This window comes from Flavimarina sp. Hel_I_48 (assembly GCF_000733945.1).
In the GTDB taxonomy this organism is placed as follows: Bacteria; Bacteroidota; Bacteroidia; order Flavobacteriales; family Flavobacteriaceae; genus Leeuwenhoekiella.
In genome coordinates, this window is record NZ_JPOL01000002.1 from 760,120 (window position 1) to 772,571 (window position 12,452).

The window sequence follows — 12,452 nt, forward strand, 5'->3', positions numbered from 1 at the left end:
TATTTGAACTAATATTTTAAGCTTACGAGGCACGTATACCTCAGCACTGAAAATTTTCCCTTATTTTTACAGAAACCATATCTTAATTGAACCTACTCGAAAATTTCAGAATTCTTGACATCATTGATATTATTCTGGTGGCCTGTCTGCTTTATTATCTTTATAAACTTGTCAAGGGCACGGTTGCGATAAATATCTTTTTCGGGATCTGTATCATCTGGGTGATCTGGAAAATCACGCAATTACTGCAAATGGAAATGCTGAGCAGCATTCTCGGTCAGTTTATCGGTGCGGGTATGTTTGCCCTGATCGTGGTCTTTCAGCAGGAAATACGGAAATTTCTCTTGCTTATTGGTTCTACTAAACTAGACAGGAGGAGTGGTTTCTTAAAACATATTAAATTTTTGCAGGACGACGAGGTCACCATGACCAAAGTGGAGGAGATCATACGTGCTTGTGAAAGTATGGCGCTTACTAAAACAGGTGCACTTATTGTCATACAGCGTAATACCAATCTGGAATTTGTCAAAAACACCGGGGATACGATGATGATAGAGGTCAATAAACCTATCCTGGAAAGTATATTTTATAAAAATTCAACCTTGCACGACGGGGCCGCAATTATTGAAGACAACAATATCACCGCTACCCGCGCCATTCTTCCCGTTTCCAATGAACGGAATATACCTTTGCGTTTTGGTCTTCGCCACCGTGCGGCTGTGGGCATTACCGAAAAAACGGATGCCGTAGCCCTCGTGGTAAGTGAAGAAACAGGACAGATTAGTTACTTAAAGGACGGGGATTTTGCCTTGTTTAAAAACAATGAAGAGCTTATCGAAATGTTACGCACAGATCTTAGCTAAGTTCTTTTTTTCAAACCGCTTCTTCCTGCATGAACTGCACTTCGTATAGGTTTCGGTAAAAACCATCCTCTTTCTTGAGGAGTTCTTTATGGGTTCCCATCTCTACGATCAGTCCTTTGTCCATGACAATGATCTTATCAGCTTTTTTGATCGTTGCCAGTCGGTGAGCAATGACAATACTGGTACGGCCTTTTGTGATTTTATCAATGGCATTCTGTATAAGTTGCTCGCTATTGGAATCTACGGAAGAAGTAGCCTCGTCAAGCACCAGGATACTGGGATTGCTCACATACGCCCTGAGAAAGGCAATAAGTTGTCGCTGCCCACTGGAAAGCATCGCACCACGTTCTTTTACATTGTAGTGATAGCCGTTAGGGAGCGATTTTATAAAATGGTCCACCCCTATAGCTTCTGCCGCGGCCGCTACCTCTGCTTCAGAAATATCAGGATTATTGAGTGTGATATTGTTTAAAATGGAATCTGCAAATAGGAAAACATCCTGTAAAACGACTGCGATCTCCTTACGTAGCGAACTGATTTTAATGTCTTTTACATCAATGCCGTCTACGCGGATAGTACCGCTGTCTATCTCATAAAACCTGCCCAGGAGATTTATAATAGTGCTTTTTCCTGCGCCCGTGGCTCCTACGATTGCAACCGTTTCCCCCGCCTGAACCTCCAGATCAATACCGCGCAGGATTTCTTCCCCTTCAATATAACTGAAACGGACTTTTTCAAAACGTATCGCCCCTTCAAGGGCAGAAAGCTCTTTGGTACCCTTATCTTCAATTTTGGAATCGGTATCCAGAATACCAAAAACCCTGTTGGCCGCTACCATTCCCATCTGCAACGTATTGAATTTATCTGCGATCTGCCTTAGCGGTGTAAAAAGCATTTGGGCAAACTGGATGAAAGCCGTGACCAGTCCTATGGTGTACACATCACTTTGCACAGCCTTTAAGCCCCCGTACCAAACCAATAAACCTATGGTTATGGAAGTGGCCATTTCTGCTACGGGGAAGAAAATACTGTTGTACCACACCGTCTTGTTCCACGCTTTCATGTGCTTTTTGTTGATATCCCCAAATTTCTCGCGCTCTACTTTTTCCCGTGAAAAGATCTGTACGATCTTCATACCCGTAACGCGCTCCTGAACAAAGGAATTTAAATTGGCCACCTGGGTTCGAACATCTTCAAAAGCAGATTTCATCGCTCGTTGAAATATGCGTGTAGCGTACATAATAAATGGAAGTATGGCAAAGACGATAAGCGATAGCTGCCAACTCTTAAATAACATTACCCCAATGATAAAGCCCATTTTCAGCAGGTCGCTTATGATCATAAAGAGCCCTTCGCTGAATATACTTGAGATCGTCTCAATATCACTCACCGCGCGCGTGACCAACCTTCCAACCGAAGATTTGTCATAGTACTGCATTTTAAACTCCAACATATGCCCAAAGAGTTTTACGCGGATATCCTTAACGACTGTTTGCCCCAGCCAGGTTGCAAAATATATAAAAAGGAGTTGAAAAAGCGACTCTCCCAGCAATACCGCCAGCATGAGCCATAGATAATAGATCAGGGAATCAAAATCCTTAGGGGTGATACCTTCATCTATTGCAAGTTCAAGATAGATGGGCCGCAGTACGGCAAAAAGGGATATCAATATTGCGGCCACGGCCACAAAATAGAGCCTTAACCGGTAGGGCTTTGTAAAGGTCATAAGACGTTTAAAAAGCTTAAAATCAAATGCATTCCCTTTTGAACTCTCTGCCATTACCTAAAAATTGATTGGGGGTATGTTACCTGTGTAAGATACAAACCGTGCGCTGGCGCTGAAGGCCCTGCCTGATTTCTATCCTGACTTAAAATTATGGACTGCAACTCCTCAAGAGTCATTTTATCCTGGCCTATTTCCATAAGCGTGCCTACTATTGCCCGTACCATATTGCGTAAAAAACGATCTGCGGTAATGGTAAAAACAAGCATATTTCCCTGATTTTCCCAAAGCGCATGCTGAATATCACAAAAATACGTCTTAACTTCAGTTTTTGAACGGCTGAAACATTTAAAATCCTTGCGGCCCAGCAATAATTTTGCACCTTCGTTCATCATTGTATAATCAAGCGGTTGTTCTACGAGGTACGATCTGTTGATCTGAAAAGGATCTTTTGCGGTAGTGATTAGATATTCATAACTCCTTCCCGTGGCGTCAAATCGCGCATGAGCATCTTCCTGCACTTCATAAATCGCAAGTACCGCAATTTCTTTTGGCAAAAAGCGGTTCAGCCTAAATTGGAGTTGGCTCGTATCAATGGATTCCTTCAGGTCAAAATGAGCAAATAACTGTCGTGCATGTACACCGGCATCTGTTCTCCCCGCTCCAGTGAGCGCAATTTCCCTGCGCAATAAGGTGCTCAAAGCCGTCTCCAGGTTTTCCTGTACGGTTACCGCATTGGGCTGTCGCTGCCAGCCGTGGTAGGGCGTCCCATCGTAGGCGATTTCAATAAAATAACGCAACATGTACCCCGTTTGTAATTAAGTGCGCAAAGGTACATCTTTGCACAGAAATAGCGGTAATTTCCCATGGTTTAGGGAGATTATGCGCATGCTTATAGAATGTATATGAAAAAAATACTTTTGCTCAGCGATACCCACAGCTATATAGATGAGCACATTTTAAAACACGCAGCGTGGGCAGATGAAGTATGGCATGCCGGCGATGTGGGTTCCCTTGATGTTACAGATGCTTTAAAAAAAATAGCCCCACTCCGCGCCGTTTATGGAAATATAGACGCCACCGAAATACGTAGTGAATTCCCACTCAACAACCGCTTTTTCTGCGAAGACGTTGACGTATGGATCACACACATAGGTGGTTATCCCGGGCGGTACTCACCTGCAGTGCGTGAAGAAATAAACACCAACCCACCAAAATTATTTATCTGTGGGCATTCCCATATCTTAAAAGTAATGCCAGACAAAAAAAGAAAGCTGTTGCACATGAACCCGGGCGCCATAGGCAAACATGGCTTTCACAAAGTGAGAACCATGCTGCGCTTTACCATTGACGGAAGTAAAATTGACAACCTGGAGATTATTGAAGTAAAACGGTGATTATTGGGAAGTAAAAATTGTATTAAGTAAAATGTATATCGAATCGTTGAATAACAAGATTAATTTTTCGGAAGAAAACCGCTTCAGCCATGTCTGTTCATTCTCAAAAAATCTCCATATTTAAATTCGAAAATAGGCAAAAAGAATAGTCCTTAGCTATTAGAATATAATAAAGAAGGTATTGCACATCTTTTTACATTTCAGACTTCATTCCTTCCCTACATAAACCTACAAGGAGGTTTCCTTACGTCTACGACACCTTGCAGATTAAAATTTCTAGTTTGCCTATTGACTTTTCATTTACCACATCACCTCATATCTTAAGAAACATATGTTTCCACCTCCTGCAATACCTGTGGAATCCCATCAGGATTTTTACCGCCGGCCGTTGCAAAAAACGGTTGTCCGCCGCCACCTCCCTGAATGTATTTCCCCAGTTCGCGCACGATGGATCCCGCATTCAGGTTTTTGGCTTTGGCCAAATCTTTATCAATATAACAGCTCAGCAAAGCTTTACCTTCATAACGGGAAGCCAATAGCACAAAAAGATTCTCGACCTCATTGCCTATTTGATAGGCCAGGTCTTTCATACCGTTCGCATCCAGGTCTATTTCCTGGGCTAAAAAGTTGATTTTTATGCCAGAAGCATCGGTTTTTGACTCTATTTTGGTCAAAAGTTCCTTTTTCAGGTTACCTGATTTTTCCTGTAGCAAACTTTCCATTTGCTTCTTGAGGGCGTTGTTTTCCTCTTGTAAATTATTTATCGCTTTTACCGGTTCTTGTGCGTTATTGAGAAGTGCGCTGATCTGTGCCAACTGCATATCCTGCTCGGCAAAATAGTGCATCACCGCATCACCCGTAATAGCCTCGATACGGCGTATGCCGGAAGCTACCGCACTTTCTGAAGTGATTTTAAAGTGCCAGATATCAGCTGTATTGTTTACGTGCGTACCGCCACAAAGTTCCATGGATTTTCCAAAACGTATCGTACGCACCGCATCCCCGTATTTTTCACCAAACAATGCGATCGCACCTTCTCCTAACGCCTGTTCATAAGGAATAGCGCGCTGCTCTTCAAGCGCAAGTTGCTCCTGAATACGCGCATTGACAAAATGCTCTACTGCTACAATTTCTTCCTGCGTAAGTTTTGCAAAATGTGAAAAGTCAAAACGAAGGTACCCACTGTGTACCATAGAACCTTTCTGTTCTACGTGTTTCCCTAAAATAGCACGCAGTGCCTGATGTAGCAAATGCGTGGCAGAATGGTTTGAGGCACTGCGCTTGCGCTGCTTTGCATCTACCACAGCCTTAAATGTACCTTCCACATCTTTAGGCAGGTTTTCGGTGAAATGTACGATCAGGTTATTTTCTTTTTTGGTATCCGTAATGTAGATCACATCCCCGTTATCGGCCTCCAGATAGCCTTTGTCGCCCACCTGGCCACCACCTTCAGGATAGAAAGGGGTAATGCTGAAAACCAACTGGTAATGTTCGCCCAGTTTTTTACTGGTCACTTGCCGGTAGCGGGTAATTCGAGTAGGACTTTCAAGTGTATCATAGCCTACAAAGGACTCTTCATTTAGGCTAACATAAATCCAGTCGCCCGTTTCCACTTTTGTGGCAGCGCGGGAGCGTTCTTTTTGCTTTTGCAGTTCGGTTTGAAAGCCCTGCTCATCAAGCGCATATCCTCTTTCGCTCAGGATCAGTGCGGTTAGATCTATGGGAAAACCATAGGTATCGTACAGTTCAAAAGCTTTGCCACCGGAAACTTCTTTGTCTTCCGCTTCAGCGATTATCGTATCCAGCAAAACCAGTCCCTGATCTAAGGTACGCAAGAAACTTTGCTCTTCTTCCCTGATCACGTTATAGATTAAATTTTGCTGTTTTTTAAGTTCTGGAAAAGCCTGGCCCATCTCATCGCTCAGCACCTGTACCAACTTATAAATAAAAGGTTCTTTTATGCTTAAAAAGGTAAAGCCATACCGAATCGCCCTGCGCAAAATCCGACGTATCACATAACCGGCGCCGGTATTGCTGGGCAGCTGGCCATCTGCAATAGAAAACGCCACGGCGCGCACATGGTCTGCAATTACCCTTATGGCTATGTCCTGATCTTTATTTTGGCCGTATTTTGTATTGGTAATGGTTTCAATTTCCCTGATAATTGGGGTAAAAACATCCGTATCATAATTGGATTTTTTGTCCTGTAGGAGCATACACAAACGCTCAAAACCCATTCCCGTATCTACGTGTTTTGCGGGAAGATTTTCCAGTGAACCATCAGCTTTGCGGTTGTACTGTACAAAAACAAGATTCCAGATTTCAACAACCTGGGGATGGTCTGCATTTACGAGTTGGGCACCGGGTATTTCCGCTTTTTCGGCCTCAGAACGCAAATCCACATGAATTTCTGAACAAGGTCCACAAGGGCCCTGATCGCCCATTTCCCAGAAATTATCCTTTTTATTACCGTTGAGGATTCGGTTTTCTGGCAGGTGTTTTTTCCAAAGGTCAAAAGCTTCGGTATCGCGTTCCAGTTTTTCACTGCTGTCGCCCTCAAAAATGGTTACGTACAATTTTGATTTGTCAACCTTATAGACTTCGGTAAGCAGTTCCCACGCCCAGTCGATCGCTTCGGTCTTAAAATAATCACCAAAACTCCAGTTCCCAAGCATTTCAAACATGGTATGGTGGTAGGTATCCTTTCCCACTTCTTCCAGGTCGTTGTGTTTTCCGCTAACGCGCAGGCATTTTTGGGTATCGGTGACGCGGTTGTTCTTTGGTGTGCCGTTACCTAGAAAAAATTCCTTAAATTGGTTCATTCCTGCATTGGTAAACATCAGGGTAGGATCGTTCTTGATCACCATGGGCGCTGATGGAACAATGGCGTGATTTTTGGAGTTGAAAAATTGAAGGAACGTCTCGCGTATTTTTTGGGATTTCATGTGTGTTTTTTAAACAATTGGGGTCTATTTCCGTGACCTTAATTGGTATTCTAAAGTATTTTTTATATTTGCAGGCTGCCTCATAATACCAGCCGGCGCCGTACAAAACTTAAACAAAAATAGCATAATTTAAACAATGGCTAAGGTTAAATATTATTATGACGAGGAGACCCTCTCCTATAAAAAGATTGGAAATCGAAAACGTAAAAAGTTTGGCATTACCGTTCTTTTTATTGTAGGTGCTTTTCTGGCGGGTTTTATCCTGCTGGTCGTCTACTTAAATATTCCCTATCTGGTCACACCGCGGGAAAAAGCGCTCCAAAGGGAACTTCAGAATACCAAAATTCAATATGACGTGCTTGATAAGAAAATGGATCAGGTAGAGACCGTACTTGCTGATATTGAAGACAGGGACAACAACATTTACCGGGTATATTTTGAAGCGAACCCCATACCACAGGCACAGCGCAAAGCAGGTTTTGGCGGGGTGAACCGCTATAAAGACCTTGAAGGATATGACAATTCAGAAATGATCGTAGAAAGCAACAGGCGCCTGGATATCCTTACCAAAGAACTGGTGGTACAAAGCAAATCGCTTGACGAGATCGCCTTACTGGCCACGGAGAAAGAAAAATTACTGGTGGCCATACCTGCCATTCAGCCCGTGGCGAACAAAGACCTTAAGCGTGTAGCCTCCGGTTACGGACTACGTACAGACCCGTTCACGAAAGAGCGAAAAATGCACTGGGGGATGGATTTCAGCGCACCGCGCGGAACGCCTATTTATGCCACGGGCAATGGTACCGTGACCCGGGCAGATGACAATTCTTCCGGTTACGGAAATCACGTGCGCATTGATCATGGCTATGGCTATACAAGCCTTTATGGGCACATGTACAAATTTAACGTGCGGCGGGGTCAAAAAGTGAACCGTGGCGACCTTATAGGTTTTGTGGGCAGTACCGGCCGCTCTGAAGGACCACACGTTCATTATGAAATTTATAAAGATGGCGAGCGCATCAACCCTATCAATTTTTACTACGGTAATTTAACACCAGAAGAGTTCAACGTGATCCTTAAACGTGCTCAGATGGAAAATCAATCCCTGGATTAATGCACGTAGAACTTCCTGAAAAATTATATTACAGTATCGGCGAGGTTGCCGAAGCCTTTGCGGTAAATACTTCCCTGATTCGATTTTGGGAAAAAGAGTTTGATGTGCTCAAACCTAAAAAAAACGCCAAGGGAAACAGGAAATTCACCCCAGAAGATGTTAAAAACCTCGAACTCATTTTCCATCTGGTAAAAGAACGCGGCTTTACCCTGGAAGGAGCAAAAACCCACCTAAAGGAAAGTAAAAAGGAAACGCTCACCAAGTTTGATATGATACGTAAGCTGGAAAATATAAAAGCCCAACTCGTAGCATTAAAAGAGAGTTTGTGAATTTTATGCTAGACTTAGGATCGCTTTGCTATGAGACATAGGACAAATGACCATATTTTTTAAAATGCATGAAGCAGACTGTTTTGAATGCTAAATTTTAAATTTTGAATGGTTTGATATTCGTGGTGTGACGGGAGGTATCTGCTGAAAATTTAAGACGGTTGCGTTTGGGACTTAGGACAAATGAGTGCATTTTGTGAAATGTAAAATGTAGACTGTTTTGAATACTAAATCTTATATTCTGATCTGAATGGCCTAATATTCCTAGAATGATCACAAACAATAAACGCAAAACAGCTTTCACCTGTTAACTTAAGACCAACTGTTTTCAAAGAAAACTAAAAAGCTCCCCTCCTTTTTTAAAGGAGGGGAAAAACCGCCAGCGGTTTGGGGTGGTTAGACACGCTTTTTGTTCAAAAAAAAACCTGTTCCTTGATAATTTTATTAGTTTTCAAATCAACAATTCCCTTGATTCAACCAATTTCCACAAGCCTCAATAATTTCATTCCAAAACTGTAACTTTGTCAATCAATAAATGACCTATAAAGCACAAAAAACACGCTAAACCAATGAAAAAATCACTTATACCCATACTCGTAATCGTAGGAATTCTTGTTGTCCTCGGTTTTTGGATCGCCGGAATGAACAACACAATGGTAGAACTTGACCAGAGCGCCACCAGCCAGTGGGCCAATGTGGAAAGCTCATACCAGCGCCGTTCTGACCTGATCCCCAACATTGTGAGCACCGCAAAAGGCTATGCCCAGTTTGAGCAAGAAACCCTTACCCAGGTGATCGAAGCACGTGCAAAAGCGACTTCCGTACAGGTAGATCCCACAAATATTTCACCAGAACAACTGGCCGAGTTTCAGCAGGCACAAAGCGGGGTTTCCTCTGCCCTTTCCAGATTGATGGTTACCGTAGAGCGTTATCCGGAACTTAAGGCCAATGAAAATTTCAAGGAACTCATCAATGAACTGGAACGTACCGAAAACCGTATCAATGTGGAGCGTAACCGCTTTAATGGCGAGGTACAATCCTACAATACGTATATCAAAAAATTCCCAAACACCGTTGCGGCAGGATTTTTAGGCTTTGACGACAAGGGTTACTTTAAGGCTGATGAAGGCGCAAGTTCTGCCCCTAAAGTTGATTTTGGAACGAGCAACAGCTAAATCTTATGGAAGCCACTGTAGAGGACTTTTTGACTAAAAATGAAGAAGAAGCGGTAGTGGAAGCCATCCGCCAGGCAGAATTGCGTACTTCCGGCGAAATACGCGTGCACCTGGAACGTAAGTTTAAAGGGGATGCGTTCAAACGTGCCAAAGTCCTTTTCCAAGAACTCAAAATGGACAATACCAAGGCCGAAAATGGCGTTCTCTTTTATGTGGCCATTGAAGATCGCAAGTTCGCCATTTGTGGTGACCGTGGCATCAACGAGAAAGTCCCGGCCAACTTCTGGGAATCTACTAAAGAATTAATGCAATCGCATTTTAAACAAGGCAAGTTCAAACAAGGTCTAATTGATGGGATTACAAGTGCAGGCGAGCAGCTACGCACTTTTTTCCCATGGAATACTGATGATAAAAATGAACTTTCCGACGAAATATCCGTTTCTTGAAACACCTAAAAAACCCCTCTTTTAAGCTGATTTTTGCCCTTTTCCTGACATTTTTTGTCAGTATCAGCGTAAATGCGCAGTTTGAAATACCCGCTAAACCAGAGCTACAGACCAGCGTATACGATTATACCGGCCTGCTAAATGCTTCTGAGAAAGCGAACCTGGAAACCAAATTAGTTAAATACAGCGACACCACCTCAACGCAGATGGTTGTTGCGGTTATCAGCTCCACAAATGGTGAGGATATCAGTATGCTAGGTGCAAAATGGGGACAACAATGGGGCATTGGTCAGGCAAAAGAAGACAATGGGATCTTAATATTACTTGCCAAGGATGATCGTATGGTAGATATCAATACCGGATATGGTATTGAAACCGTGATCACAGACCGTATGGCAGAGCAGGTCATTAACCGCATTATGATCCCCGAGTTTAAAAATGGCAACTACTACGCTGGTCTAAACTCCGGTACAGATGCGCTCGCCGAAATGTTGCTGGGCACCTACAAAGGCGAACGCAAACAGGAAGCTCCCGGCATACTTAATCTCATCAGACGCTTTGCCCCTTTTATCATTTTTGTAATCATCATCATGTTTGTCCTTAACCGGGGCGGCGGTGGCAATGGCCGCAATGGTGGCAGACGCCGTGGCGGCGGCCTGCTTGACGCGATCATCCTGAGCAGCCTGGGCCGTGGCGGTTTTGGCGGTGGCTCCGGTGGAGGCGGCGGTTTTGGCGGCGGTGGTGGTTTTGGCGGCGGCTTCGGCGGTGGTGGCTTTGGAGGCGGCGGCGCTTCTGGGGGCTGGTAAATTAAAACTCACTTATTTTATACGTCATTCTGAACTCATTTTAAGATCGCATAATATCAGCGTACTTTTGAGAACCTGAATCAAGTTTAGCTTGGCGCTTCTCTATTCTCTTGTTACTCTCTTATTTTTTTAGTTATTTCATTCTGAACTTGTTTCGGAATTTCATCATACGCGCGATCCAGTCCCACAACAACCTGAATTAAGTTCAGGTTGACGCTTCTATTTTTTCTCTTTGTTTTTTACCATTTTTGAGTAGTTTTTAGTTATTCTAGAGGTTTTTCTATCTGATTATGGTTTTCCGTAAATAGTAATGATTTGGTTTTGTTATATTTGAGAAGTTTTGATGTAATTAAAAATTAAAATATGGAAATCGGAATTGAGCATGATGATGGAAAATATGTCGGATTTAAGATCGATAGCGAAATTATAAATTGTAGGCTTCCCTAAAAATAGGACAGATGTTAATTCGAATTTACTAATTTTAAATTCAGACTGTCACAATGAAAAACAGCAAGTTTAGCGAGAGCCAAATAATTAAAGCTCTTAAAGAGAATGAACAGGGAAGATCTGTAGGCGATCTATCCAGAGAATTAGGTATTGACAAGAGTACCTTTTATTACTGGCGCAAGAAGTATGGGGGTATGGAGCAAGAGCAGCTCAAGCGCCTAAAAGAGCTCGAGCAGGAAAATGCGAGGCTCAAGCAGATGTATGCCGATGTGAGCCTGGACAACAAAATGCTCAAGGACGTACTGTCAAAAAAGTTCTAAGGCCTTCCGACAAAAGAGTTCGGGTCAAGTATCTCATCAAGGAATTTATAGTACCGGTTGTACGGGCCTGTAATGTTGTAGGGCTTGCCAGGTCAATGTGGTACTACCGTAGTAAAAAGGACGATAGCGAAGTCATTGATAAATTAACTGAACTAGCCGAAGCCTATCCAACTCGAGGTTTTGATGAATACTATTACAAGATCCGTCGTGAAGGTCTGATATGGAACAGAAAGCGTGTATTACGAGTTTATCGGGAGATGAATCTCAGTCTTAGGCGTAAACATAAGAAGCGTTTAGTAAAACGCGTAAAACAACCTTTAGAAACACCTGCTGTACTCAATGAGTGTTGGAGTATGGATTTTATGAGTGATGCACTTACCGATGGCAGAAAACTTAGGATATTCAATGTAATTGATGACTGCAACAGAGAAGCTCTTGCTATTGATACTGGGCTTTCTTATCCTGCCAGAGCAGTAGTAGAGACATTGAACAACCTTAAAGAAGAGTTGGGAACGCCAAGATATATACGGTGTGATAACGGCCCAGAGTTTATCTTGAAAACATTTACAAAATGGTGTGAGAAAAACTTTATTGAAATCAAGTATACCCAACCCGGTAAACCAATGCAGAACGGATATATTGAACGCTTTAACCGCTTCTTTAGAGAAGATATCTTAGATGCCTATTACTTTAATGACATCTATCAACTTCAAAAGATAAGCGATAACTGGAGAGAGGATTACAACTTTAATCATCCTCATAAATCCTTAGGGAATAAATCACCCAAAGAATATATGCCCAGGTTTGATGAAGAATTTAAATTCTTCATCAAACCTGAACTAAATAACAACTATTTATCGAATTTTAAGGTGTCCTAAAAAGGGGAA

12 protein-coding genes are annotated in these 12,452 nt (G+C 42.7%); 9 read left to right on the top strand and 3 right to left on the bottom strand.

Annotation, left to right across the window (positions count from 1 at the left end):
• Positions 1-86: 86 nt before the first annotated feature.
• Positions 87-863 carry a diadenylate cyclase CdaA gene (gene cdaA, locus P162_RS03520; RefSeq protein ID WP_031425850.1) on the top strand — a complete coding sequence of 259 codons (777 nt, stop codon included), beginning with the start codon at positions 87-89 and terminating at the stop codon, positions 861-863.
• Positions 864-873: 10 nt separating this feature from the next.
• Here the strand turns inward: cdaA and P162_RS03525 are convergent, their stop codons facing one another.
• Positions 874-2,643, bottom strand: coding sequence for an ABC transporter ATP-binding protein (locus tag P162_RS03525; RefSeq protein ID WP_031425851.1), 1,770 nt, complete (start codon positions 2,641-2,643; stop codon positions 874-876).
• Positions 2,643-3,389 carry a tRNA pseudouridine(38-40) synthase TruA gene (truA, locus tag P162_RS03530; protein WP_316931586.1) on the bottom strand — a complete coding sequence of 249 codons (747 nt, stop codon included), beginning with the start codon at positions 3,387-3,389 and terminating at the stop codon, positions 2,643-2,645. The genes P162_RS03525 and truA overlap by 1 nt, the downstream gene beginning before the upstream one ends.
• Before the next feature lie 102 nt (positions 3,390-3,491).
• Here truA and P162_RS03535 point away from each other — a divergent pair, with 102 nt between their 5' ends.
• On the top strand, positions 3,492-3,983 hold the full coding sequence (locus P162_RS03535; RefSeq protein ID WP_031425853.1) for a metallophosphoesterase family protein: 492 nt from the start codon (positions 3,492-3,494) through the stop codon (positions 3,981-3,983).
• A gap of 320 nt (positions 3,984-4,303) precedes the next feature.
• Here the strand turns inward: P162_RS03535 and alaS are convergent, their stop codons facing one another.
• A complete protein-coding gene (gene alaS, locus P162_RS03540) occupies positions 4,304-6,928 on the bottom strand; it encodes an alanine--tRNA ligase (protein WP_031425854.1) in 2,625 nt (874 codons plus the stop codon).
• Between the two features lie 136 nt (positions 6,929-7,064).
• Here alaS and P162_RS03545 point away from each other — a divergent pair, with 136 nt between their 5' ends.
• The 7 genes from P162_RS03545 (at position 7,065) to P162_RS03575 (ending at position 12,443) form a co-directional block, all read left to right on the top strand.
• A complete protein-coding gene (locus P162_RS03545) occupies positions 7,065-8,042 on the top strand; it encodes a M23 family metallopeptidase (protein ID WP_031425855.1) in 978 nt (325 codons plus the stop codon).
• The gene (locus P162_RS03550; protein ID WP_031425856.1) at positions 8,042-8,371 is read left to right on the top strand and encodes a MerR family transcriptional regulator; all 330 of its coding nucleotides are present in this window, start codon (positions 8,042-8,044) and stop codon (positions 8,369-8,371) included. Before P162_RS03545 ends, P162_RS03550 begins: the two co-directional genes overlap by 1 nt.
• A 569-nt stretch (positions 8,372-8,940) precedes the next feature.
• A complete protein-coding gene (locus P162_RS03555; RefSeq protein ID WP_031425857.1) occupies positions 8,941-9,546 on the top strand; it encodes a LemA family protein in 606 nt (201 codons plus the stop codon).
• Between the two features lie 5 nt (positions 9,547-9,551).
• Positions 9,552-9,992, top strand: coding sequence for a TPM domain-containing protein (locus P162_RS03560; protein WP_031425858.1), 441 nt, complete (start codon positions 9,552-9,554; stop codon positions 9,990-9,992).
• Positions 9,989-10,798: a TPM domain-containing protein gene (locus P162_RS03565; RefSeq protein WP_206340675.1), complete on the top strand. Its 810-nt coding sequence runs from the start codon at positions 9,989-9,991 to the stop codon at positions 10,796-10,798. The genes P162_RS03560 and P162_RS03565 overlap by 4 nt, the downstream gene beginning before the upstream one ends.
• A 500-nt stretch (positions 10,799-11,298) precedes the next feature.
• Entirely contained in the window at positions 11,299-11,565 is a 267-nt protein-coding gene (locus tag P162_RS03570) for a transposase (RefSeq protein ID WP_031425860.1), read from the top strand.
• 35 nt (positions 11,566-11,600) lie between these two features.
• Complete coding sequence (locus P162_RS03575; RefSeq protein ID WP_241077796.1) at positions 11,601-12,443, top strand: IS3 family transposase; 843 nt, start codon at positions 11,601-11,603, stop codon at positions 12,441-12,443.
• The last annotated feature ends 9 nt before the right edge of the window (positions 12,444-12,452 follow it).